24 protein-coding genes and 4 tRNA genes are annotated in these 21,986 nt (G+C 68.5%); 17 read left to right on the forward strand and 11 right to left on the reverse strand.

From position 1 onward, the window contains the following. Positions 1 to 128 precede the first annotated feature (128 nt). Positions 129 to 356: an Imm74 family immunity protein gene (locus tag LOZ83_RS40725; protein ID WP_374202652.1), complete on the reverse strand. Its 228-nt coding sequence runs from the start codon at positions 354 to 356 to the stop codon at positions 129 to 131. A gap of 43 nt (positions 357 to 399) precedes the next feature. Further along, positions 400 to 717 (reverse strand): DUF4911 domain-containing protein, encoded by a 318-nt coding sequence (locus LOZ83_RS12540; protein ID WP_236790627.1) that lies wholly within the window; start codon positions 715 to 717, stop codon positions 400 to 402. Between the two features lie 9 nt (positions 718 to 726). On the opposite strand from LOZ83_RS12540, the gene LOZ83_RS40730 reads away from it, so the two are divergent. Next, complete coding sequence (locus tag LOZ83_RS40730) at positions 727 to 987, forward strand: tyrosine-type recombinase/integrase (protein ID WP_374202653.1); 261 nt, start codon at positions 727 to 729, stop codon at positions 985 to 987. 128 nt (positions 988 to 1,115) lie between these two features. On the opposite strand, the gene LOZ83_RS12550 is transcribed toward LOZ83_RS40730, so the two are convergent. Continuing rightward, a tRNA-Lys gene (locus LOZ83_RS12550) sits at positions 1,116 to 1,188 on the reverse strand. A gap of 151 nt (positions 1,189 to 1,339) precedes the next feature. Between LOZ83_RS12550 and LOZ83_RS12555 the strand changes: the two genes are divergently transcribed. Beyond that, positions 1,340 to 2,170, forward strand: coding sequence for an NAD(P)H-binding protein (locus LOZ83_RS12555; protein WP_236790628.1), 831 nt, complete (start codon positions 1,340 to 1,342; stop codon positions 2,168 to 2,170). Here the strand turns inward: LOZ83_RS12555 and LOZ83_RS12560 are convergent. Genes LOZ83_RS12560 through LOZ83_RS12570 form a run of 3 tightly spaced genes read right to left on the reverse strand, consistent with a single transcriptional unit; the run spans position 2,159 to position 4,333 of the window. Further along, entirely contained in the window at positions 2,159 to 3,574 is a 1,416-nt protein-coding gene (locus LOZ83_RS12560; RefSeq protein ID WP_236790629.1) for an amidase, read from the reverse strand. The genes LOZ83_RS12555 and LOZ83_RS12560 overlap by 12 nt on opposite strands. Continuing rightward, positions 3,571 to 3,975, reverse strand: a complete 405-nt coding sequence (locus LOZ83_RS12565) for a hypothetical protein (protein ID WP_236790630.1) — start codon at positions 3,973 to 3,975, stop codon at positions 3,571 to 3,573. Before LOZ83_RS12565 ends, LOZ83_RS12560 begins: the two co-directional genes overlap by 4 nt. After that, the gene (locus LOZ83_RS12570) at positions 3,968 to 4,333 is read right to left on the reverse strand and encodes a hypothetical protein (protein ID WP_236790631.1); all 366 of its coding nucleotides are present in this window, start codon (positions 4,331 to 4,333) and stop codon (positions 3,968 to 3,970) included. The genes LOZ83_RS12565 and LOZ83_RS12570 overlap by 8 nt, the downstream gene beginning before the upstream one ends. Before the next feature lie 172 nt (positions 4,334 to 4,505). Here LOZ83_RS12570 and LOZ83_RS12575 point away from each other — a divergent pair, with 172 nt between their 5' ends. The 6 genes from LOZ83_RS12575 to LOZ83_RS12600 all read left to right on the forward strand — a co-directional run bounded on the left by LOZ83_RS12575 (position 4,506) and on the right by LOZ83_RS12600 (position 12,546). After that, positions 4,506 to 6,122 (forward strand): thiamine pyrophosphate-dependent enzyme, encoded by a 1,617-nt coding sequence (locus LOZ83_RS12575; protein ID WP_236790632.1) that lies wholly within the window; start codon positions 4,506 to 4,508, stop codon positions 6,120 to 6,122. Between the two features lie 121 nt (positions 6,123 to 6,243). Beyond that, positions 6,244 to 7,179, forward strand: a complete 936-nt coding sequence (locus LOZ83_RS12580; RefSeq protein ID WP_374202654.1) for an acyl-CoA desaturase — start codon at positions 6,244 to 6,246, stop codon at positions 7,177 to 7,179. A 109-nt stretch (positions 7,180 to 7,288) separates the two neighbouring features. Continuing rightward, positions 7,289 to 7,495 (forward strand): cold-shock protein, encoded by a 207-nt coding sequence (locus LOZ83_RS12585; protein WP_236790634.1) that lies wholly within the window; start codon positions 7,289 to 7,291, stop codon positions 7,493 to 7,495. Between the two features lie 264 nt (positions 7,496 to 7,759). Then, positions 7,760 to 9,151 carry a hypothetical protein gene (locus LOZ83_RS12590; protein WP_236790635.1) on the forward strand — a complete coding sequence of 464 codons (1,392 nt, stop codon included), beginning with the start codon at positions 7,760 to 7,762 and terminating at the stop codon, positions 9,149 to 9,151. Positions 9,152 to 9,202: 51 nt separating this feature from the next. Beyond that, positions 9,203 to 10,159: a glutamate ABC transporter substrate-binding protein gene (locus LOZ83_RS12595; protein ID WP_236790791.1), complete on the forward strand. Its 957-nt coding sequence runs from the start codon at positions 9,203 to 9,205 to the stop codon at positions 10,157 to 10,159. A gap of 8 nt (positions 10,160 to 10,167) precedes the next feature. Then, entirely contained in the window at positions 10,168 to 12,546 is a 2,379-nt protein-coding gene (locus LOZ83_RS12600) for a tetratricopeptide repeat protein (RefSeq protein ID WP_374202655.1), read from the forward strand. On the opposite strand, the gene LOZ83_RS12605 is transcribed toward LOZ83_RS12600, so the two are convergent. Further along, complete coding sequence (locus LOZ83_RS12605) at positions 12,543 to 13,100, reverse strand: PaaI family thioesterase (protein WP_236790636.1); 558 nt, start codon at positions 13,098 to 13,100, stop codon at positions 12,543 to 12,545. The genes LOZ83_RS12600 and LOZ83_RS12605 overlap by 4 nt on opposite strands. A gap of 215 nt (positions 13,101 to 13,315) precedes the next feature. Between LOZ83_RS12605 and LOZ83_RS12610 the strand changes: the two genes are divergently transcribed. Beyond that, positions 13,316 to 14,605: an MFS transporter gene (locus tag LOZ83_RS12610; RefSeq protein WP_236790637.1), complete on the forward strand. Its 1,290-nt coding sequence runs from the start codon at positions 13,316 to 13,318 to the stop codon at positions 14,603 to 14,605. A 346-nt stretch (positions 14,606 to 14,951) separates the two neighbouring features. Next, on the forward strand, positions 14,952 to 15,119 hold the full coding sequence (locus LOZ83_RS12615; protein ID WP_236790638.1) for a hypothetical protein: 168 nt from the start codon (positions 14,952 to 14,954) through the stop codon (positions 15,117 to 15,119). A gap of 13 nt (positions 15,120 to 15,132) precedes the next feature. Here LOZ83_RS12615 and LOZ83_RS12620 read toward each other — a convergent pair whose 3' ends face one another. After that, positions 15,133 to 16,335, reverse strand: a complete 1,203-nt coding sequence (locus LOZ83_RS12620) for an Ig-like domain-containing protein (RefSeq protein WP_236790639.1) — start codon at positions 16,333 to 16,335, stop codon at positions 15,133 to 15,135. A 385-nt stretch (positions 16,336 to 16,720) separates the two neighbouring features. Between LOZ83_RS12620 and LOZ83_RS12625 the strand changes: the two genes are divergently transcribed. Further along, complete coding sequence (locus LOZ83_RS12625) at positions 16,721 to 16,924, forward strand: cold-shock protein (protein ID WP_236790640.1); 204 nt, start codon at positions 16,721 to 16,723, stop codon at positions 16,922 to 16,924. Between the two features lie 119 nt (positions 16,925 to 17,043). On the opposite strand, the gene LOZ83_RS12630 is transcribed toward LOZ83_RS12625, so the two are convergent. Beyond that, a complete protein-coding gene (locus LOZ83_RS12630; RefSeq protein WP_236790641.1) occupies positions 17,044 to 17,472 on the reverse strand; it encodes a hypothetical protein in 429 nt (142 codons plus the stop codon). 630 nt (positions 17,473 to 18,102) lie between these two features. Here LOZ83_RS12630 and LOZ83_RS12635 point away from each other — a divergent pair. The 6 genes from LOZ83_RS12635 (at position 18,103) to LOZ83_RS12660 (ending at position 20,252) form a co-directional block, all read left to right on the forward strand. Next, complete coding sequence (locus LOZ83_RS12635) at positions 18,103 to 18,351, forward strand: hypothetical protein (RefSeq protein WP_236790642.1); 249 nt, start codon at positions 18,103 to 18,105, stop codon at positions 18,349 to 18,351. 80 nt (positions 18,352 to 18,431) lie between these two features. Then, the gene (locus tag LOZ83_RS12640; protein WP_236790643.1) at positions 18,432 to 19,181 is read left to right on the forward strand and encodes a hypothetical protein; all 750 of its coding nucleotides are present in this window, start codon (positions 18,432 to 18,434) and stop codon (positions 19,179 to 19,181) included. A gap of 161 nt (positions 19,182 to 19,342) precedes the next feature. Further along, positions 19,343 to 19,415, forward strand: a tRNA-Glu gene (locus tag LOZ83_RS12645). Positions 19,416 to 19,428: 13 nt separating this feature from the next. Next, positions 19,429 to 19,505 (forward strand) — tRNA-Asp (locus tag LOZ83_RS12650). Positions 19,506 to 19,530: 25 nt separating this feature from the next. Continuing rightward, positions 19,531 to 19,604, forward strand: a tRNA-Phe gene (locus LOZ83_RS12655). Between the two features lie 363 nt (positions 19,605 to 19,967). Then, a complete protein-coding gene (locus LOZ83_RS12660; protein WP_236790644.1) occupies positions 19,968 to 20,252 on the forward strand; it encodes a hypothetical protein in 285 nt (94 codons plus the stop codon). Positions 20,253 to 20,533: 281 nt separating this feature from the next. Here LOZ83_RS12660 and LOZ83_RS12665 read toward each other — a convergent pair whose 3' ends face one another. Continuing rightward, a complete protein-coding gene (locus tag LOZ83_RS12665) occupies positions 20,534 to 20,959 on the reverse strand; it encodes a hypothetical protein (RefSeq protein WP_236790645.1) in 426 nt (141 codons plus the stop codon). A gap of 65 nt (positions 20,960 to 21,024) precedes the next feature. Then, positions 21,025 to 21,981 (reverse strand): NADP-dependent oxidoreductase, encoded by a 957-nt coding sequence (locus tag LOZ83_RS12670; protein ID WP_236790646.1) that lies wholly within the window; start codon positions 21,979 to 21,981, stop codon positions 21,025 to 21,027. Between the last annotated feature and the right edge of the window lie 5 nt (positions 21,982 to 21,986).

The raw sequence follows: 21,986 nt of genomic DNA on the forward strand, positions 1-21,986 counted from the left end.
AAAGTGCCTCTGACCTGCGGGCGCGCCGTGAGGAGATCACCGGAGGTGGCTCCTCCCCTGATTTCCGAAGCGGTGTCGGGGTTCGGGTCGGAGCCCCGGCCGCCGGAGGCAGCATCGGACTGGGCACCTCATTCAATCTCGATAGTCAGGCCGTGTTGGAGAGCGGATGCGCGAAGGTCATCGAGAATCGATTCGCGCTCACTGTCGGTCACTTCTGAGCCGTCGTTCCAATGCGTGATCGAAGATCTGTCGAGGACGTAGTCAACGAGTTCTCCGTGGAAGCCTTCGCCGTGGACTCGCACCGTCCGACCGTCGATGTCCAGCTCGATGTACCCGCGGGTGGACCCAACAATCACAAGAATCTGCCTTCGGTTGGTCAGTTTCCCCGGTCTGGATGCTTCACCTGGGTTGCTCGCGTCGGAGCTGGTGAGCAACGCGGTAGATCTGTGTTCTCAGGGTGTCCAGGCGTTCGTTAACCTGCCGGGCCTCATCAGGGCTGATCGTATGTCCGTTCCGAGGGTGGATCACGAGGTCGTTGAAGCTGCCCATGCCGCCATACGCTTGGAGGATGCGCCTGAGGCCGTAGGCATCGCGGTTAGACAGGTCCCGGCGCGCGGCTCGGAACCATCGCGACCAGTGTTGCTCGTCGGCGTCGTCCAACAGGACGAGAAGCGAGTCGAGGTCCGCATTGAGGCCGCCGATCGAGTCCGATGCCACCGGCTGAGCATGGCACAAGTGCGCGCCACGATGGACCTGCTGGAGTCCGGTGGTAGCTCAACCGCCGGGGCCGCCGGCCGAAGCGGAGCGGCAGGCCGGACGGCCCAGCGGCGCGCTTGCGCGCCGCTCTTGTGGGTCACCTCGCACACGTTCCGCAAGACGACGGCCACGGCTCTGGACGACGCGGACGTGCCCACCCGGCCCATCGCGGACCAGGTCGGGCATGCCAGGGTGTCCATGACGCAGGACGTGTATCTGGGCCGGAAGTAGGTCAACTCGGTGACGGCGGCCGCTCTGGAAGGGCTATTGGATGACCAGTCCGAGGACCAAAAGCGGGGATAAGCTGGGGAGATGATCTTGCCTCGGATGTCCACCGAGCCTCTGACCAGGGCTGAGAGTGGGGCGCCTGGGGCTCGAACCCAGAACCTACGGATTAAAAGTCCGCAGCTCTACCAATTGAGCTAACGCCCCTCATGGAGCAGTCTAGCGGCTAGGCCCCTGCCGCCTGCGCGGCCGGGTCCACGACGGGGCGCGGGCGCGCAGCCAGCAGAAGCGAGCGTCCTATGTGGACGGGATCGGGCCTACGGCGGCCGACGCGCGACGAGGCACGGAGGAGAGAGCGATGTTCCTGATCACCGGCGCGACCGGCAACGTCGGTACCGAAGTGGTCAGCGCGCTCGCCGACGCCGGGGAGCGGGTGCGGGCGCTGGTTCACCGGCCCGATGCGCCGTTGCCGGACGGGGTCGAGCCTGTCGTCGGTGACCTCAGCGAGCCGGACAGTCTCACCGACGCTTTCCAAGGCGTGCAAGGGATCTTCCTGATGTCCGGCTACTCGGACAGCATCCTGGCCAGGGCACGCGAAGCGGGTGTGCGGCGCGTCGTGCTGTTGTCCGGTGGATCGGCCGAACTCGAGGACCTCGACAACGCCATCTCCCGCTACATGACGCTGACCGAGCGCGCGGTGCGGGCCTCCGGCCTCTCCTGGACCTTCCTCCGCCCGCGGGCCTTCATGTCCAACGCCTTGGCCTGGCGCCCGCAGCTCCAGGCCGGCGACACGGTCCGCGCGCAGTTTCCGAAGGTGCGGGCCGCGCGCGTCGATCCGCGCGATATCGGCGAAGTCGCCGCGCGGGCGTTGACCGACGAACGGCACGACGGCCGGATCTACAACCTGACCGGCCCGGAATCACTCCTGCCCGCCGAGTTGGTCGCCGTCCTCGCCGAAGTGCTCGGCCGGAACCTGCGCTGCGTGGAGCTGTCCAACGACGAGACCCGCGCCGAGCTACAACAGGGCACACCACCCGAATACATCGACGCCTTCTTCAACTTCTACGTCGACGGGACGCTCGACGAGGCGACCATTCACCCGGACGTGTCCGACGTGACCGGCCGCCCCGCCCGCACCTTCCGGCAATGGGCCGAGACGCACGCCGCGCGTTTCCGCTCAGCCGGCTAGCGGGCGGCGCAACCCGAACCGGGTCGCCTGCTCGAAAGCGTGGCCGACCTGCAGCAACGCGAACTCGCCGCGATGCCGGCCGACCAGTTGCAGGCCCACCGGCAGGCCATCGGGGGTGAACCCGGCGGGCACCGACAGCGCGGGCGAATCGGTCACGCTGATGCAGTAACACGACCGCATCCAGTCCAGGTAGTCGCGCTGTGGCACCCCATCGACCTCGGCCGGGTACTCCAGATCGATGTCGAACGGCGGCACCTGCGCAACCGGCAGCGCCAGCACGTCGTACCGCCCGAAGAACCGCCGCATCTCGTGGAACAGCTCGGTCCGCAGCGTTTCGGCACGCGCGACATCCGTGCCGCGCAGCCGCCGGCCCTGCTCGATGTTGTCCACCAGGCTCGGTTTGAGCAGGTCACGCGACTGGTCCAGCACGTCACCCAGCGACAGGTCGAAATGCCAGGCCCGCAGCGTCCGGAACACCTCGTCCGCGCCGCTGAGGTCCGGGCTCGCCTCCTCGACCACGCAGCCGAGATCCTCGAACACCGTCAGCTGGGACTCCAGCGTCGACCGGACCACCGGTTCGACGGGGAAACTGCCGCCAAGGTCGGGAGTCCACGCCACCCGCAGGCCGGTGAGATCGCGCTCGAGCGGTGCCGTGAAAGCGCTTCCCGGCTCGTTGATCGAGATCGGCGAGCGGTCGTCCGGCCCGGCGATCACCGACATCATCAGCGCGACATCCGCGACGGTGCGCGCCAGCGGCCCGGGCACGGACATCGTCGACCACGGCGCCGGGGCAGGAAAGCTGGGCACCCGGCCGGGCGTCGGGCGCAGGCCCACGACGTTGTTGAACGACGCCGGGTTGCGCAGCGAACCGCCCAGGTCCGAGCCGTCGGCCAGCGGCTGCAGCCCGCAGGCGAGCGCGGCGGCCGCACCCCCGCTGCTGCCACCGGCGCTGCGGTCGTGCGCGTACGGGTTGCGGGTGGCGCCAAACAGCGGGTTGAAGGTGTGCGACCCGGCCGCGAACTCCGGCACGTTCGTCTTGCCCAGCGTGATGACGCCCGCCGCGCGCAGCCGCTCGACGATCAGCGCGTCGGCCTCGGGCACGTTGTCCCGCAGCACGGGCGAGCCGTGGGTGGTGCGGATGCCCGCGGTGTCGTGAGTGTCCTTGTGCGCCATGGGAATTCCGTGCAGCGGCCCGATCGGTTCACCTGCGGCCAGCCGGCGGTCGGCCGCCTCGGCCTGCTCGAGCGCGTACTCCGGAAGCAGGGTCACGATCGCGTTGACGACCGGGTTCACCCGGTCGATCCGGTCCAGATACGCGGCCACCACCTCGCGCGCGGACAGTTCCCGCTGGCGCAGCGCCCGGGCGAGCCCGGTCGCGGTCAGCCAGCAGATGTCATCCGTCATTGCGAGACGCGGGCTGTGCGCCGCAGCCACAGCAGGCCGATCACCGGCAGCACCAACGGAATGAACAGGTACCCCTCGCCGTAGCCCGACCACACGGTCGCGTCCGGGAAGGCCTCGCTGTCGAAGACGCTCAGGGTGCCGACGGTCAGCACGCCGAGCAGCTCGACCGACAGGCACACCAGCGCGACCCGCCACGACGTCGTGCCCCGGCGCGCCAGCGCCACCGTCGCGATGATGTAGATCACCGCGGCCACGGCGGACAGCACGTACGCGAGCGGCGCTTCGTGGAACTTCGTCGCGATCTGCACGGCCGCCCGCGACGTGGCCGCCAGCGCGAAGATCGCGTACACGGCGACCAGGATCCGGCCGGGACCCGTCGCGGTGTTCCTCGATTCAGGCACGCGCGCCTCCCCAGATCTCGTTCAGCCGCAGCACCATGACCGGGATCGCGAGGCACAGCACGCCCAGGATCACCGTGCTCGACCGGCTGCGTTCGGCGAGCGCCCACGCGGCGCCGGCCGGGATGATGATCAGTGCGCCGATCAGGTACGCGAGGTAGGTCACGAGGTTGCCCGGGTGGCCGCCGCCGATCAGCAGCACGACCCCGATCACCAGCTGCACGACCACCAGCACCTCGACGACCGCCAGCGCGATCAGCAGCGCACGCTGCGGTTCCCGGTTCCGTGCGGCGAGCAGGAAGCTCCACGCCGCGACGACCAGCGAGGCCACCGCCACGGTCACCGCGTAACCCGGAATCACGAACCGAGAGTAGTCCGGAGGGTCACGCAGCTTGCCCTCGACCGGGCCACTCAGAGGCTCTACTCAGAGGTGACCGGGGTCCACTGTCGATACCGCCCCTTCACTTGACCGGGCTAGTAAAGGTTGCTTACCTTGATCCATCACGAATCAGCACGTATGGACCGTGGCGCGGATGGCGGTCCGGGTCTTGAGCGACGCGGGGGTACACCGCGCGTACACCGTGGCTGGTGACTCATTCCTCGAACTCATCGACATCCTCCAGTTCGAAGGCCCGCTCACCCTCGTCACCGCCCGGCACGAGGCCGGCGCCGCGTTCATGGCCGAGGCCGAGGGCAAGCTCCGCGACAAGCCCGCGGTACTGCTCGGCATGCGCGGCCCCGGCGTGCTGAACCTGCTGGTCGGCGTGCAGACGGCGTTCCAGGACGAGACCCCGCTGGTCGTGCTGCTGGCCGACCGGCCGTCGGTGAACCTCACCGGTGACGCTGCCGACGGTCTCGACCTGTTCGGGCTGTTCCGCCCGTACGCGAAGTGGATCGCGCGGGCCGAGGTCGCCGCGGAGGTGCCCACCCTGCTCGCCGAGGCGCTCGGCGAGGTCCAGCGTGGCCGCCGTGGCCCAGCCGTGCTCACGGTGCCGGACGACTTCTGGGTCGCGCCGTTCGACGCGGCCGTGCCCCAACCCGCATCGCGGCCGGAGCGCACCGGGGCGCTGCTGAGGTCCGCGGACGAGGTGGCGGGCCTGCTGGCCGACGCGCGCTACCCGGTCGTGATCGCGGGCAGCGGCGTCCGACCCGCCCGCGACGAGCTGATCACGGTCGCCGAGCAGCTCGGGCTTTCGGTGTACAACGCGTTCCGCCGCCAGGACGCCTTCCCGGAGAACCACGCCCGCTACGCCGGTCACCTCGGCGTCGGGATCCCCGCCCGGCAGCTCGACGCCCTCGACCGGGCGGACCTGGTGCTCGCGGTCGGCACACGGCTCGACGAGGTCACCACCCAGAACTACCGCTACCCGTCGCCGAGCCAGACGCTCGTCGTGATCGGCACCGGGCTGATCCCGAGCCGCCGCCGCGGCCTGACCTTCCGCATCGAGACCGAGATCGCGCCGTTCCTGCGGGAACTGAGCACCGTCGCGGCCCCGCGCACCCGGCGCAGCTCGGCCGCCAACGCGGCCACCCACACGTTCATGACCCCGCCCGACACCCGCGAGAGTGTCCTGGTCCACCCGGCCGAGGTGGTGCGCGCGGTGCGCAAGGTGGTGCCCGAGGACACCATCGTCACCAGCGATTCCAGCAACTTCGCGAGCTTCGTGCACCGCTACTGGTGCTTCACCGAGCCGCACACCCAGCTCGGGCCGGCCGACCGGGGGCTCGGCTACGCGGTCCCGGCGGCGGTCGCGGCGAAGCTCGCGGCGCCGCAGCGCACCGTGATCGCGATGGTCGGCGACGGCAGCCTGATGACCACCGGGCAGGAGCTGGAGACCGCGGTCCGCTACCGCGCGCCGATCATCGTGATCGTCAGCCAGAACGGGCTGAACGGGGACGTCGCGATGCACCAGGCGCGCACGCACGGACGGTTGTCCGGGGTGGCGATGGGCACGCTGGACTTCGCGTCGTGGGCGCGGTCGTTCGGCGCGGTCGGCTACACCGTCGAGTCACCCGAGCAGCTGGAACCGACGGTCGGCCGCGCGCTGCGGCACCAGCGGCCGAGCGTGATCGACGTGCGCACTGACCCCGACGTGATCGACCCCGATGTGCGGCTCAGCGCGCTGTTCCGGTCGGACCACTCGTCCTGAGCTGTCCTTGTGGGATCGGTGTGTGGCCGATTCACCGAATGCTCGCCTTTTCCCGCCGCCTCGCGTAGGGTCAGCGATTCCTTGCTATTTCCCCAAAATCCGAAATTGGTACTCCTCGATGGTGACAGAAACCCCTGTCCGTAAACCAAAACCGATCATCTCCGGTACGCGTTCGCTGTCCGAACATGTGCTGGTGAAGGTGTTCGTGCTGCTGCCGCTGGTCGCGCTCGCGGCGGCGGTGCCGTTCGCCTGGGGCTGGGGGTTGAGCTGGCTGGACATCGGGCTCGGCGTGCTGTTCTTCGCCGTGTCCGGGCTCGGTGTGACCGCCGGGTACCACCGGCACTTCACGCACGGCTCGTTCAAGGCGAACCGCCCGCTCCGGATCGCGCTGGCGATCGCCGGGAACCTGTCGGCGCAGGGACCGGCCACCACCTGGGTCGCCGACCACCGGCGGCACCACGCGTTCTCCGACCGGGTCGGCGACCCGCACTCGCCGTGGCTGTTCGGCACCGGCGCGCGGGCGCTGGCCAAGGGGTTCTGGCACGCGCACATGGGCTGGCTGTTCGAGCGCGAGGTGACCAACGCCGAGCGGTTCGCCCCGGACCTGCTCGCCGACCCGGACATCCGCGCCGTCGACCGGCTGTTCCCGGTCTGGGTCGCCACCAGCCTGCTGCTGCCGGGTGTCTTGGGTGGACTGATCACCTGGTCGGTCTGGGGTGGCGTGACGGCGTTCTTCTGGGCCGGGTTCGTCCGGGTCGCGGTGCTGCACCACGTGACGTGGTCGGTCAACTCCATCTGCCACATGATCGGCGACCGGCCGTTCGCCAGCCGGGACAAGGCGGCGAACTTCTGGCCGCTCGCCGTCTTCTCGTTCGGCGAATCCTGGCACAACCTGCATCACGCCGACCCGACCTGCGCGCGGCACGGGGTCCAGCGCGGTCAGATCGACATCACCGCGCGGCTGATCTGGATCTTCGAAAAGCTCGGCTGGGCGTGGCAAGTGCGCTGGCCCACACCGCAGCGGTTGAACCGGCTGGCGTCGGAGACCGATCTGTGATTGACTGAACACGGTCTCAGGCTTTTGTGTTCGATTTTGCTCACGCTTGCGGTGACCCGGGGCATCGCAGCGGTGCTCTGTTTCTTTGCAGTATATGGAGATTGTTTTTATGGCGGTTCAGGGCACTGTGAAGTGGTTCAACTCCGAGAAGGGGTTCGGCTTCATCACTCCCGACAACGGTGGCGGCGACGTCTTCGTGCACTATTCGGAGATCCAGGGTAACGGCTTCCGTAGCCTGGAAGAGAACGCTCGGGTGGAGTTCGAGATCGGCCAGGGCCAGAAGGGCCCGCAGGCGACCTCGGTCAACGTCATCTGACATAAGAGGCTTCGTGGATGGAGCGCCCCTGCTCGCGCAGGGGCGCTTCGCCGTTTCCACTTCGCGTAGCTTTTGGGGGTCGGACCCCCAAACCCCCGCCAGGGAGGGCTTCGCCCCCCTGGACCCCCCCTCCGGTGGTTGCGTTGGGTGGGCGTGTGGATGTTCGTGTCGGGTCGCTGTGGTAATACTGCGGACTCGATGGCGGGGGGTGTGGGCACTCGGATACCTTCATGCGGGTACGTGACGCGGAGGGTGGAAATTTTCATGACGAGTACCGCCGTGCGGCCGGGGGCGCCGAGCGGACCCGTGCCGGAAGCACCCGCGCCCGAACCAGCCGGAGAACCGGGGCGCAGCGGCCTCGCCGGCCTGCTCGAACTGCCCGTCACAGCGTGGCGCAGCGTGACCCGGTCGGTCCGCCGCAGCCCGGGTCGGCTCACCGCGATGGGCGTCGGGCTCGTCGTGCTGGTCGTGGTTTTCGGGGTGGTCGGGACCTTCGCGGTCCAAAGCAAGAGCGACACGATCACCGACCTGGCCGACCACCGCGAGCCACTGACCGCCGCGTCGCAGGAGATCTACCGTTCACTGTCCGACGCGGACGCCGCCTCGGCCAACGCGTTCCTCGTGATCGGCGCCGAACCGCCCGAACTGCGCGCCCGGTACGACCTCGACATCGCACGCGCGGGTGCCGCGCTCGCGAAGGCCGCGTCGGACTCCGAAGGCTACGCCGACGCCGCGGCGAAGGTCGACGTCCTCAGTCAGAACCTTCCCGTCTACACCGGCATCATCGAGCGGGCCCGCGCGAACAACCTGCAGGGCTTCCCGGTCGGCGCGTCCTATCTGCGCGAGGCCTCGAATCTCATGCGGACGGTCATCCTGCCCGCGGCCGCCGACCTCTACAACATCGACACTGGCCGGTTGAGCGCCGAGCAGGACGACGCCAGCGGTTTTCCGTGGTTCAGCGCGGTTCTGCTCGTGGCCGTGATCGCCGCGCTCGTCGTGACACAGGTCTACCTGACCCGCCGGACGAACCGGTTGCTGAACGTCGGGCTCGTCGTCGCGACCGGCGCGATGGCGGTCGTGCTGCTGTGGGGCGCGGTCGCCCTGATCATCCAGAGCACACTCGTCAGCGCCGGCCGCGACGACGGCAGCCACCCGGTCGACATCCTCGTGCGAGCGCGCAGCGCCGCGGTCCAGGCCCGCGCCGACGAGCTGATCACGCTCGTCGCCCGCGGCGACGGCGTCACTTACGAGGACGACTACAAGAAGCTCGGCCCGCTGCTGACCGGATACCTCGCGCAGGCGCATGAACTGATGACCGGCAAGGCCGCCGAGCAGATCGCGATCGCGCAGAACACCAGCAACACCTGGCTGCAGGTCCACAAGGACATCCGCGCGAAGGACGACAGCGGCAACTACGGCGACGCGGTCCGCGAAGCGGTCGACCCGACGGCACCCGACGGCGCGGCCGCCTCGTTCGCGAAAGTGGACCAGGCGCTCGTGACCGCGATCGACATCGGCCGCCAGAACTTCCTCGACAGCACCAGCGGTGCCGGCGACGCGCTGACCCTGCTGGCCCCGGGCGTCGCCGTGCTGTCGGTGATCGCCGCGGGTGGCGCGACCATCGGCATCCGCGACCGCCTGCGGGAGTACCGGTGATCGGAAAGCGTTTCGACGTGGCATTCGTGACCGCCTGAGGGAGTACCGGTGATCAGACATCGCAGAATCGCCGCCGCGCTGGTGGCGGTGGCGTTGCTCGTCGCAGGCTGCGGCAGCGCTGGCACCCCGGTCGATCCGGCGCCGGTGGGGGCCGTGCGCCCGCCGGAGCCGGCGAACGTCAGCGGCGCCGACAAGATCAACGCCGGCGCGGCCTCGGCGAACTGCGATACGCGCAGCCTTTCGCCGAGCTCGGCGATCACCTCCGGGTCCACCATGGCCGCGATCCGCCAGCGCGGCCGGCTGATCGCGGGTGTGGACCAGACCACCTACCTGTTCGGTTTCCTCAACCCCGCCAACGGCCAGCTCGAAGGCTTCGACATCGAGATCGTCAAGCAGATCGCCGACGCGATCTTCGGCACCTGGGTCGGCCATGTGCAGTGGACGACGATTCCGTCGTCCGAGCGGGAAAACGTGCTGCGCTCGCACGCGGTGGACATCGTGGTCCGCACCTACAGCATCACCTGCGCACGGCTGAACGACGTCGACTTCTCCTCGACCTACTACGTCGCCGGCCAGCGGCTGCTCGTCCCGAGCAACTCCCCCGCCACCAGCCTGGCCGACCTCGGCGGCAAAAAGGTCTGTGCCGCAAAGAGTTCCACCTCGATGGCCGCGATCCAGCAGGCGCCGTCGAAGCCGGTCCCGGTATCGGTCAGCAACTGGTCGGACTGCCTGGTGCTGCTGCAGCAGGGGCAGGTCGAGGCGATCTCCACCGATGACGTGATCCTCGCCGGCATGGCCAAACAGGACCCGAACGTCCAGGTCGTCGGCGCCCGGTTCACGCAGGAGAACTACGGTGTCGGCATCCCGAAGGGCCAGGACGACATGGTCCGGTTCGTCAACTCCGTGCTCGAGAACGTCCGCGGCAGCGGCGTCTGGCAGCAGAACTACAACGCGTGGGTCGCACCGGTGCTCGGGCCCGCCGGCCCGCCGTCCGTCTCGTACCAGTGAGGATGTCGATGTCCGACAACGAGCCCATCTCCGGCCGGCTCGACCAGTCAGCGGTCGAGGCGACGCGCTACATCCGCCCGGCGCAGCCACCGATGCCCCCGCAGGCGGAACCGACCAGCGTGCTCGCCACCCCGCCGCCGACCACGAGCATCGCGCCGCCGCAGCCGCCGCCCGAGTCCAGCGGGCCGGGCGTGCTGCCGGACCCGGGCACGGAAAGCGTCCTGCCGGAGACGTCCAGCGGCCGGCACACCGGTTCCGGCAGCGGCCCCGGCACGGGTCCCGGCACCGGGTCCGGCGCGTTCCCCGGCACCTCGCGGCGCACCGGCCGGCGGACCTCGCGGCGCGGGCGGCTGGGGCTGGGGCTGGTCGAAGTGCCGCCGGTGCCCTACCGCGACCCGGCATCCGCGGTACTCGCGAATCCGATGGTGTCGGAGGAAAAACGCTACTGCGGCAACTGTTCCGCGAAGGTCGGCCGCGGTGACGCCGGGCCCGAGGGCGTCTGCGGGAAGTGCTGCACGCGGTACTCGTTCCTGCCCAAGCTGCACCCCGGTGATCTGGTCGGCGGGCAGTACGAGGTGCTCGGCGCGATCGCCTACGGTGGGCTCGGCTGGATCTACCTCGCTCAGGACCACAACGTCAACGACCGCTGGGTTGTCCTCAAAGGACTGATCGACACCGGCGACGCGACCGCGATGGCCGCGGCGGTCAACGAAACCCGGTTCCTCGCCGAGGTCGAGCACCCGAACATCGTCAAGATCTACAACTTCGTCCAGCATCCGGACGCGCGCACCGGGCACTCGGTCGGCTACATCGTGATGGAGTACGTGGGCGGCCAGTCGCTGCGGCAGCTGGCGCTCGCGAACTACCGCAGGGCGGGCCGCCCGGATCCGCTGCCGATCGGCCAGGTCATCGCCTACGGGCTGGAGATCCTGCCCGCGCTGGGGTATCTGCACAGCCAGAACCTGCTGTACTGCGATCTCAAGCCGGACAACGTGATCCAGACCCACGAGCAGCTCAAGCTGATCGACCTCGGCGCGGTGCGGCGGCTCGACGACTACTCGAGCCCGCTGTTCTTCACCACCGGCTACAGCGCGCCGGAGCTGGCCACGCAGGGCGCCTCGGTCGCGTCCGACCTGTACACGGTGGGCCGCACGCTGGCCGTGCTGAGCTTCGAGTTCAACGGCTACACCACGCGGTTCAAGGACTCGCTGCCGAGCGCGGACGAGGTCCCGCTGTTCAAGCTTTTCGGTTCGTACCACCGGTTCCTCAAGCGCGCGACGCACCGCGACCCGGACCGCCGGTTCATCACCGCCGAGGACATGGCCGATCAGCTCGCCGGCGTGCTGCGCGAGATCATGGCCATGGGCACCGGAAAAGCGCGGCCCGGAGTGTCCACTGTGTTCGGTCCGGAGACCAACACGTTCGGGATGGACATCGTGGTGCCCGAACCGGGACAGCCGATGCCGCTGCCCAAGGGCGACGAGGTCGTCGGGGGACTGCCGATCCCGCAGGTCGACACGAGCGACGCCGCGGCCGGTCTGCTGGCCACGACCACGGCGCTGGACCCGAAGGGCGCGATCGACGCGCTGATCGCCGCCCCGCGCCAGTCGATCGAGGTGCGGCTGCGCATCGTCCGCGCGCGGATCGAGCTGGGTGAGCTGGCGGAGGCGGGCCGGCAGCTGCAGGCCGCGCAGTACCTCGCGATCCGCGCCGGGTACCCGCACGACTGGCGGATCGACTGGCACCGCGGGCTGATCGAGCTGGCCGGTGGGCGCCAGCGCGTCGCACAGGTGGCTTTCGAAGCCGTGTATGACGATCTGCCCGGCGAGATCGCGCCGAAGCTCGCGCTCGCGGTGAGCGCCGAAGGCGTCGGTGACTACTTCGCGGCGTCGCGGCTCTATGAGCTCGTGTGGCGCAGCGACCGCAGCTACGTGAGCGCCGCTTTCGGCCTGGCGCGGGTGTATCTCGCGCAGGGCGCCCGTGCGGGCGCGGTCGAGGTGCTCGAATCGGTGCCGTCCTCGTCGACGCACTACGCCGCCGCGCAGATCGCGGCGATCAAGATCAAGACGCGGGCGACGGGCAACGGTTCGGTCAGCGAAGGGGATCTCGTCGACGCGGGCACGCGGCTGGAGCGGCTGAGTCTCGACGCGGAGAGCCGGACGAAGCTGTCCGCCGAGGTGCTCGAAGCCGCGTTCCAGTGGGTGCGCGCCGCCCCGCCCGGCCACCGGACGCCGACGAAGGTGCTGGGCTGCGCACTGTCCGAACGGGACGTCCGATTCGGACTGGAACGCTGCTACCGCTCGCTTGCCAGGCTGGCGCACACCTCGGCGGACCGCATCGACCTGGTCGACCGCGCGAACGAGATCCGGCCGCGGACGCTCACTTAGGGGTTGATCTGGTCCGCCTGCGTGAACTTCTGCAGCGCGTCCGGCGCGCCGTGCGTGGTGAAATGCTCGAAGGTGACCTCGACGAACAGCGCGCGGGCCCGTAGCGCGACCGGCCCGTCCTCGGCGTCGAGCCGCCCTTCCGCGCTGGCGTAGAGCTTGCGGCCGGCGATCCCGTCGAGTTTGGCCGTGATGAACAACGTCGAGCCGACCGGCACCGGGCGCAGGAAGTCGGTTTCGAGTTTGCCGGTCACCGCGGGCCGGCGCAGCAGCTGGCCAACGGCTGCGCCCAGCGCCTCGTCGAACGCGCAGGCCAGCAGCCCGCCGTGGGCGAGTCCCGGCGCCCCCTGGTGGGCTTCGGTCACCGTGAACTGGCTGTGCACCCGCGCCTGTTCGCCCATCGTGGCCCGCATGTGCAGGCCGCCGTCCAGGGTGCCGCAGCCGAAGCACTGGTCGTAGTGGGTCGGGAACTTCGTGCCCGGCGGTGGGGCGTCGGGATGGGGGACCGGCAATTCCGTCTCCACCGGCGGCCATGGCGCCGGCTTGCGCTCACTCATTGGCTCAAGTTACCAATCCACCCCCGATCTCGAAGAGACAAGAAACACGAGAAGCGGGAAAATAACCATCCATGGCGAAGAAGCCACTAGGGTCGCAACTTTGACCGCTGGGTACGGAACTGTGGATGAGGAGGTCGGGGCGTATGACAGAAGCAGCGGCTCAGAACACGGAAGTCGACCAGAGAACGGTCAAACGGGCGGTTATCGCGTCGGCAATGGGTAACGCCACCGAATGGTTCGACTACGGTGTGTTCACCTCGGGTGCGATCGCCACCGCTATCGGCACCGTCTTTTTCCCTGGTGAGGGGAATGCGGTCCTGAAATCGCTCGCACTCGTCGCGATCGGTTTCGTGGTTCGGCCGTTCGGCGGAGCGTTCTTCGGCCCGTTGGGCGACAAGCTCGGCCGCCAGAAGGTCTTGGCGATCACGATCCTGCTGATGTCCGGCTGTACGTTCCTGGTCGGCGTCCTGCCGACGTACGCGGGCAGCTACAGCATCGGGATCGGCGCGCCGATCCTGGTCCTGCTGCTGAGGCTGATCCAGGGCTTCTCGACCGGTGGTGAGTACGGCGGGGCGGCGACGTTCATCGCCGAGTACGCGCCGACCCGCCGGCGCGGGTTCTGGGGCAGCTTCCTCGAGTTCGGCACGCTGTCCGGATACGTGCTGGGCAACCTCGTCGTGCTCGCGGTGACGCTGTCGTTCACCGCCCAGCAGGTCGAGAGCTGGGCCTGGCGTCTCCCGTTCTTCGTCGCGCTGCCGCTCGGCCTGGTCGGGTTGTACCTGCGGTCGAAGCTCGAGGACACACCGGAGTTCAAGCGGCTGGAGAAGGCCGGCGAGAAGGCGGAGAAGGCGCCGCTACGCGAGACGCTGACGCAGAACTGGCAGATGATCCTGAACCTCATCGGGATCGTGCTGCTGCTCAACATCGCGGACTACATGCTGCTCACCACGATGCCGACGTACTTCACGGATACGTTGAAGATCAACGACAACACGTCGACACTGATCATCATCTGTGTCGAGATCGTGCAGATGGCGCTGATCGCGCCGCTCGGCGCGCTGTCGGACCGGATCGGCCGGAAACCGTTGCTGCTCACCGCGGCCATCGGATACATCGTGCTGAGCTACCCGAGTATCAAGCTGATGCAGAGCGGGAACACGGCGCTGCTGGTCGTCGGGTTCGGCATCGTGGCGCTACTGCTGGTGCTGATGCTCGCGGTGATCGGCTCGACGTTCCCGGCGATGTTCCCGACGCGAGTGCGCTACGGCGCGTTCGCGATCGGGTACAACGTGTCCACGTCGATCTTCGGTGGTACCTGCGGCGTGATCGTCACGGCGCTGATCCACAGCACGGGCAACGAGGACTGGCCGGCGTTCTACCTGATGATCGCGGCCGCGATCGCGCTGGTGCCGATCCTCCGGATCCCGGAGACGGCACGGGTGCCGATGTCGCGGATCGAGGTCCAGACCGCGCCCGCGCAGGGGCTGCGCGCCGCGACCAGTTGAGCCCGCAACGGAAAAGGGCCGCGCTTCCCGAAGGTGGCGCGGCCCTTGCTCGTCTTACTTATTCGGCCGTGGGGCGGGGAGCGAAGTGGCGTCGCGACCACGCCGCCAGCACCGCCGAGATACCCAACGCCAGGCCACCTTCCACGAGCAGCACGGTGAACACCATGGACTTCCTCCTCTTCCGATGTCGTCCGGCGAGCGCGCCGGAACGGTATTGGCCGGGACCAATTCCTGGTCCCGGTTGTTCATCGTTCACCGACTGCCGGGTATTTCAGGGGAACCTGGCGTTGAGTCGTGATCTCGGCCACGGCAAGATGGGGACACCGCAAGCGAGGAGAGGGCGGCGATGACCGACCGCAACGAGGCCCCCGGCATGGCGGATGCCGCGCGGCTACTCGACGACATGACCCAGCAACTGATCCCGGTACCGGCATTCCTGGACGAGCAGGCGATCACCGAGCGGGTCGAATACACGCCGGCCGCCGAGGAAAACCTCGACGGCCACGTGCTTTAGCGAAAACTTTCGCTCAGGCGTTCAGGGCGGAGAGCTTGGTCCAGTCCTGCCACGCGTAGGTCCAGTCCGAGTAGTCGCCGTCCTTGGTGGTCAGCTGCTGGGTGCTGCCGGTGATCTCCACCGGGTCGCCCATGAGCACGCTGTCGTAGTAGATCTTGGCGTTGGCCGGTGACAGGTTCAGGCAGCCGTGCGAGATGTTCTTCTTGCCCTGGGCCCAAACCGACGCGGAGAGGCCGTGGATGAACTCGCCGTTGTTGGAGATGCGCACCGCCCACGGCACGTTCACGTCGGTGTAGCCGTAGCGCGGGTTGCTCATCGAGTACACCGGGTGCTTGTCCATCACGACGTGGATGCCGCTGTGCGTGACGCGGCCCGGGTCGGAGTCGAGCCCGTAGCTGACCGGGTAGTCCGCGATCTGCTGCCCGTCGCGGATGACCTGCATGCGGTGGGTGCGGGTGTCGCCGCGGACGATCTGTGAGCGGCCGATGGTGAAGGAGGAGGTCACGTCCTGCTTGCCGTAGACGCCGTCGCCGATCCTGACCCCGTAGATCTTCGCGGTCACGACCACCTTGGTGCCCGGCTGGAAGTATTCCTTGGGGCGCCAGTGCACCTGGGTGTCCGAGAGCCACGCCCACGAACCTTCGGTCTTTGGCGTGGTCTCGACGGAAAGCGCTTTCTCGGCGGCCGCCCGGTCGGGGACCTTGCTCGAGAAGGTCAGCGCGATCGGCATCGCGATGCCGTAGGTCTGGTCGTCGCCGACGTTGAGGCTGGCGGAGATCTGGCGCTTCGCGGTCGCGGTGCTGAACTGGCCGGCGACCGGCACCGGTTTGCCGTCGCCGCCGGCCGCGGTGCCGGACCAGGTGTAGGTCTTGCCGTAGCCGAGCGGTTCGGTGGCCGTCCAGCTGTGTTTGTCGGCGGCGAGCTCGCCGCCGACCTGCTTGCCGTCGGCGTTGGTGAGGGTGACCGTCTGGAGCGTGCCGTCGGCGACGGACACGCTGACCGGGTCGCCGGGCGCGATGTTCGCGGCGCCGGCGGCGGGCTGGAGGGTGAGGGTGGCCGGCTTGGCTTCGACGGCGCCACTGCCCGCCGGACTCGGGGTTCCGGCCACCGGGGCCGGCGCCGGATCACTGGTGCAGGCGCTGAGCCCGAGCGTGGCGGCCAGGCCCAGCGCGATCAACGCGGCAGGTAGACGACGTTTGGTCCTGAGTGCTCTCACCGGTGGGTGCCCCTTCCCCTTTTGCCCCAAAGACGTGCGCCGGCTTGCCCACGTTGACACCCATTTGGGTGATGCGAATCACTACTTTGCGTGCAGCGGCACAGATCATCAGCCTATCGGGCAGACCGGCCGGCGGCGCGGAGCGCGCCGTACGACGTTCCGGTGACATCGAAGAACGGGCGTTGAAGGTCTTTCGATTTCGCCAGATCCCGGTACGCTGCCCTCTAGGCCGTCGTTTTGCGTGTTCGTGGCTTCACACTCGCGGAACTTCTGACGCGAGCCATGAGCCGGACACGCGCTCTTTGCTCGTCTCGTTGGAACCGCCCGGGGCGGCCCGGGTGCCGTCGCGGCGGCGCTCGATGCGGATGTAACGAGGAGTAAAGCGGTGGCGCAAGGCACTGTGAAGTGGTTCAACGCCGAGAAGGGCTTCGGCTTCATCCAGCAGGACGGCGGTGAAGGCGACGTCTTCGTGCACTACTCGGAGATCGATGGGCGCGGCTTCCGCACCCTCGAAGAGAACCAGCGTGTTGAGTTCGAGGTCGGGCAGGGCCAGAAGGGTCCGCAGGCCCAGAAGGTGCGCGTCATCTGACACGCTCCCTGCATGAACGTCGCAAGCCCCCGGTGGGATTTTCCCGCCGGGGGCTTGTTCGTTGTACGGGTCGGGTTTTCGGTGCGCCGACGGGGGAATCGGCGACTTGTCGGGCGGGGTCAGGACCAGTTCTTGTCGAAGTGGTGCTGGTCGGTGGTGTTGGTTCCGGTGTGGTCGGCGAACTGGCGCCGCTGGGCGGACGCGGACTGCGCCTCCCAGGAGAGGCGCTCGAGGACCCAGTCACGGGCCAAGGCCTGCGGGGAGGTCCCGCGCTCTTCGGCGAGGTCGCGCAGCTGGGAGCTGGCGACGAGGTTCATGCGCAGCTGGTACACCTGCGCCTCGCCGAACCGCTTGCCGGTGCCCGTGCTCTCGGGTCCGGTGGCGGTCTCGGGCGCGAGGGCGGCCAGGTAGCTGGTCAGCTCGTGGTCCTCGACAGCACCGTCGGCTTCCCGGGTGGGCGTGTTCCGGTGCCGCCCGGGGTTGGGGGCGTTCACTGCCTTGAGATCAGTTCTCGTGTTACCGCGACGTCCTAGTGATGGGAGAGGCACGGCCCCACGATAACGGTTGCGTCACGCAAGACCCCCCATTGTGACCCAGACCACACGCCAAACCCCCATTCGATTACTCCACCCCGGTCACCATGCACCCACATAGCGCAATCCCCACCCTCCCCAACGTAATCCCCCCAGCTCACCAAGCCAGAAATGGCAAAACCCAACCCACCAAGCCGACCTCTCGTGAACTTCCGGCGCAGCCGCAATTTGCTGGTGTCATCAGAAGCGCCCACGCTCGCCAGGGCGAGGAGCTCGCACCGCGGGGGTCCGGGGGCTCGGCCCCCGGGTCAAAGCAAGGAAAACGCGAAACCGCAAAGCGGTGAGTAGAGGAGGAGAGGCCCCCGCGCCAGGGGGAGGAACGCGGGGGCCGGAGGGGATCTCCACAGGCGCTGACCGGGGGTGTGTCAGCACCTCGATTGTTACATGAGTGCGGCCGTGTTCGCGAGTGGTGAACGGGAAAAAGTCGGGCGGAACGTCATCTCGCGGTCGCTGCCTGTTCATGTCGCTTCGTGGCTCTGAGTGGGCATCGCCGTGGGGCAGGTTCACTCGGCGGGGGGCTGTGGCGCCGTTATTTCTGTAGCTAGCCTCGCGGCCAGTTGCTAGTACGAAGCTTTAGGAGGAGCTATGAGCGGGTCTGTGGAAGTGCGACAGTTCCTCCTTCGGTACGAAGGTGGCGACGCGAGCGGCGGGATGGGCGGGCTGCCCGCGCAGCGCGCGGGTCAGGCTGACGCGCCTCGGGTGTCGGACGATCAGGTCCGGCGGGCGCGGCTGGCTGTCGCGGCCGGCGCGACGGATGCCGAGGACTGTGCCCTGTTGCTGGACATGCTCGGTTTGCTGCCGGACGACGACGGTCAGATTCCGGCTCAGCGCTAGGTTTTTCTTCGGTCTGCGGCGGGGCCCCTGGACCCCGCCGCATTCTTGTCCGCGTTTCGTAACAGTGTTATATTTTGCGCATGACGACTGAGATGGCCCGGGAGATCCGGCCGATCACGCAGGTGTGGGGCGGCAAGTTCATGACCTCGCCGGAGCTGGCCGAGGTCGAGCAGGAGGTCGGGCTGCCGGAGAAGTCGCTGTACCTGCGCGGCAGGTCGGCCGTGCTCGGCGATCCGCCGCCCGGTGTCGTGGCTGATCTGTTCGGCATCTTCCCGGCCTGGCTGTTCGACTACCTGCTCCCCGCGACGGCCGCGGTGCCGTCCGGCCGGGCCGTCGAGGCGTATGTGGAAGCGCTGTCCCGTTGGTCGAAGAACCACTTCGCGGGCGTCGGCGATGCGGAGCGTTTGACCGCGTTGCTCCAAACGGTGATCGATGGCGCGGACGGCAGCGGGCTGGCCCTGTTCGCCGGCTGGCGCCGAGTCGCGCCGCCCGCTGATCCGTTGGCGCGGCTGGGTTTCGCGCTGATGGTGCTGCGCGAGTATCGCGGTGGTGTCCATTTCGCCGCGCTGCGCGCTGTTGGCGTGACCGTCGGGGAGGCCGTGGTCGTCGACCCGGAAGGCGGCCGCGCACGGTTGCTGCGGACGGCCTGGTCCCCCGAAGCGGCCGATGAGCTGATCGCCCGCGCCCGTCCGGATGCCTCGGAGCGCTGGCGCCGCGCCCAAGCCCTGACGGACGAACGCATGGCAGAGCTCCTCGGGGCGACGCTGAGTGCTGACGAGCGCGTGGAGCTGCTGACCTTGCTGCGTGCGTTGGACGTGGTGGCGTCGTGACCGCGTCCGTGTGGCCTGTTCGGCGGCGTTTTCCCAGCTAGGTAAGCCTTTACGTGCTTTGGGGATACCGGGTTGGAGACGGTTCGGGGCGTGGCCTATGCTTGTAATCGCTCCCGGGGGGACCTGAGAGCGCGGTCGGTCGGTTCGCCGAAACCGACCGGGCTCCCATCGTCCAGTGGCCTAGGACTCCGCCCTTTCAAGGCGGCAACGCGGGTTCGAATCCCGTTGGGAGTACGCAGTACAGCAAGGCCCTGTGGCGCAGTTGGTTAGCGCGTCGCCCTGTCACGGCGAAGGTCGCGGGTTCGAGTCCCGTCAGGGTCGCCACGTCTGGCACGTAGCCGGCGTTTCCGGCCAGGTAGCTCAGTTGGTATGAGCGTCCGCCTGAAAAGCGGAAGGTCGCCGGTTCGACCCCGGCCCTGGCCACCCCTCAGAAAGCCGCTTTGACGCAGGTCAAGGCGGCTTTTTTCATGTTTGGGGCGATCACGGTCCTGTCCGGCGTTGACCTTGATTGACCGCTGATCGCGGTCCCTTGTTGCACGTGGGTTGCACGACGGCGCGGACTGCCGCGACGAGTTCCAGGCCTCCGCCGTCCCCTTGCCCCTGCCGCGCTTTGCGACGGGTCGGCTGGGTCAAGGGTGAGCGCACCTCATCGCGCAGCGACGCCGCAGGCGCCCTTGATGCGGTCGGCACGGCGTAAGACGATCACGCAGGAAGGGGACCCCTCGCAACGCGCGGCCGCCGGGGCTGGGTTCAGGACGATGGTGGCCGGAGGCAAGGGATAGCAGGATGGAGCGCATGCCGGGGCCAGACTACGTTCGTGATCGGGAAGCGCTGAGCCGTTTGCTCGACCGGTGGGGCGTGCCCGCCGATGCGTACGAGCTTGATCTTCGGCCGGTCCGCGATGACGGCAGGCTGGTAGACGACGTGGTGATGATCGGCCCGGCGGGTCGGAAGTGGGCCGTGTGGTACCGCGAGCGCGGCAAGGAGCACAACCGCCGAGAGTTCGATACGGAGTCGCTCGCTTGCCTCGACCTGGCGATGCGGCTCCGGCGATATCGGGTGGGCAAGTAGCCGTCAACGTGGCGGGCGGCGCGCTTGCCCGCCGCTCTTGAGGTCGTTCCCGTGGTGATCGCTATGCAGAATAGTATTTCCGATCAGGCTGCGAGTACTTTCGCTTCGGCTTTCTACGCCCCCTGGCTAGCGCTCAGCTCACTAGAGGAGACCGACACGCCGCTGTGCGCAGCCAACGAGGAAGTCGACCTCGATGGACTCGTGCTTGTCAGTCCTGTTCGGGACGTCGCCGGTTCGACCCCGGCCCTGGCCACTGCCTCACAAAGCCGCTCCGATGCAGGTCAGGGTGGGTTTTCGTCTGGTGTTGCCGAAGACCATCGTCGTGAAGCATGGGGAGCGACCACGACGATTTGGTGTTCATCCTCGTAGATGACGATGCCTGGCGGATGACGCGAGACGAGTCGGTCGCACTGGATTCCGTGAGCTCGGAGTACGTCGAGGTAGCCCTCGATTCGGTCGATGTACAGCTGGGCGGAGTCCTTGAACCAGGCGGTTGCCCCTGGGTTCAGCGCGTGGTCGTAGACGCTCGGGTCGATCGTGGAGGGGTTGGTGAAGTTGGCTTCGTACCAAGCGTTGTTCACCCGGCGGAACTCTTCTTGGTCCGGGGCCAGCTTCCCGGCCCGGCTCAGACCGTTGATCAGTCCAAAGACTCCGGGGTGTCGTCCGTCGGGGTTGGGCTCGGCGCTCTGGAACCGTATGTAGGCCACCCCAACTTCATAGCGGGATGGGGCAGGCACGCGGGGTGAAAGCGGAAGGTCGCGACGGCCTTGTTCTAGAGGTCGATGACGACCTTGCCGTGCACGTGCCGGCCGGCTTGGAGTTCGGCTGCGCGGCGGATCTGCTCGACCGGGAAGCTGGCCGCGATGGGCACGTGGAGTTGGCCGGCCGCGACCAGGCGGGCGACCTCTTCCAAGGCCCCGGGAGCGGCGTTCGCGCCGTTGGCCGTCGACACGCCGTCGACTTGCGTGGCGATGGTGCAGATGCGTCCATCCGGGACACCGAGTTCCCTTGCGGCGTGCACTGTCTCCACCCCGTGCAGGTCGATGGCGGCGGTGACACCGCCGGGAGCGAGGGCGCGGACCCGGTCGGCCAGACCGTCGCCGTAGACGACCGGCTCGGCTCCGAGATCGCGCAGGAAATCCGCCGATGTCGCCGATCCCGTTCCGATCACGCGCGCTCCCGCGATCCGGGCCAGCTGGACGGCGAACACCCCGACCCCGCCCGCCGCGCCGCCGATCAGCACCGTGTCGTCCGGGCCGGGATCGACCACGGCGAGGGCGGCGGATGCCGTGCGGCCGGCGATCGCGAGGGTGGCGGCGGTGCGGTCGTCGACGCCGTCGGGGGTGTGATGGGCCTCGCTCGCCGCGATCCCCTCGGCCGGGTCGATCACCACGAAGTCGGCGACCGCGCGGGACAGGGCGCCCCCGAACACCCGGTCGCCCGGCGCGAAGCCGGTCACCCCGGCACCAACCTGGTCAACCACGCCCGCGTAGTCGGTCCCGAAACCGGCCGGGAGGCTCAAGCCGAACCGGGCGGCGGTGTCCGCGTCGGCGGTCATGATCCAGTCCATCGGGTTCAGACCGGCCGCGGTGACCCGCACCCGGACCTGTCCCGGGCCGGCCTGCGGAGCGGGAACCTCCCGGACGTCCAGGACTTCGGGGCCGCCGAATGAATCGAGCCGGACCGCCCTGCTCCTGCCTGCCGGCGGTTGATCGCTCTGTTCCTGCATGTACG

The organism is Amycolatopsis sp. GM8, from assembly GCF_021653975.1.
Taxonomy (GTDB): Bacteria; Actinomycetota; Actinomycetes; order Mycobacteriales; family Pseudonocardiaceae; genus Amycolatopsis_E.

What these genes read in the sequence shown, in the direction of transcription:
- LOZ83_RS40730 (WP_374202653.1), top strand. Translation starts at nt 727, where the DNA reads ATGGCACAAGTGCGCGCCACGATGGACCTGCTGGAGTCCGGTGGTAGC.
- LOZ83_RS12555 (WP_236790628.1), top strand. Translation starts at nt 1,340, where the DNA reads ATGTTCCTGATCACCGGCGCGACCGGCAACGTCGGTACCGAAGTGGTC.
- LOZ83_RS12560 (WP_236790629.1), bottom strand. Translation starts at nt 3,574, where the DNA reads ATGACGGATGACATCTGCTGGCTGACCGCGACCGGGCTCGCCCGGGCG.
- LOZ83_RS12575 (WP_236790632.1), top strand. Translation starts at nt 4,506, where the DNA reads ATGGCGGTCCGGGTCTTGAGCGACGCGGGGGTACACCGCGCGTACACC.
- LOZ83_RS12585 (WP_236790634.1), top strand. Translation starts at nt 7,289, where the DNA reads ATGGCGGTTCAGGGCACTGTGAAGTGGTTCAACTCCGAGAAGGGGTTC.
- LOZ83_RS12590 (WP_236790635.1), top strand. Translation starts at nt 7,760, where the DNA reads ATGACGAGTACCGCCGTGCGGCCGGGGGCGCCGAGCGGACCCGTGCCG.
- LOZ83_RS12600 (WP_374202655.1), top strand. Translation starts at nt 10,168, where the DNA reads ATGTCCGACAACGAGCCCATCTCCGGCCGGCTCGACCAGTCAGCGGTC.
- LOZ83_RS12605 (WP_236790636.1), bottom strand. Translation starts at nt 13,100, where the DNA reads ATGAGTGAGCGCAAGCCGGCGCCATGGCCGCCGGTGGAGACGGAATTG.
- LOZ83_RS12610 (WP_236790637.1), top strand. Translation starts at nt 13,316, where the DNA reads ATGGGTAACGCCACCGAATGGTTCGACTACGGTGTGTTCACCTCGGGT.
- LOZ83_RS12615 (WP_236790638.1), top strand. Translation starts at nt 14,952, where the DNA reads ATGACCGACCGCAACGAGGCCCCCGGCATGGCGGATGCCGCGCGGCTA.
- LOZ83_RS12635 (WP_236790642.1), top strand. Translation starts at nt 18,103, where the DNA reads ATGAGCGGGTCTGTGGAAGTGCGACAGTTCCTCCTTCGGTACGAAGGT.
- LOZ83_RS12640 (WP_236790643.1), top strand. Translation starts at nt 18,432, where the DNA reads ATGACGACTGAGATGGCCCGGGAGATCCGGCCGATCACGCAGGTGTGG.
- LOZ83_RS12660 (WP_236790644.1), top strand. Translation starts at nt 19,968, where the DNA reads ATGGAGCGCATGCCGGGGCCAGACTACGTTCGTGATCGGGAAGCGCTG.
- LOZ83_RS12670 (WP_236790646.1), bottom strand. Translation starts at nt 21,981, where the DNA reads ATGCAGGAACAGAGCGATCAACCGCCGGCAGGCAGGAGCAGGGCGGTC.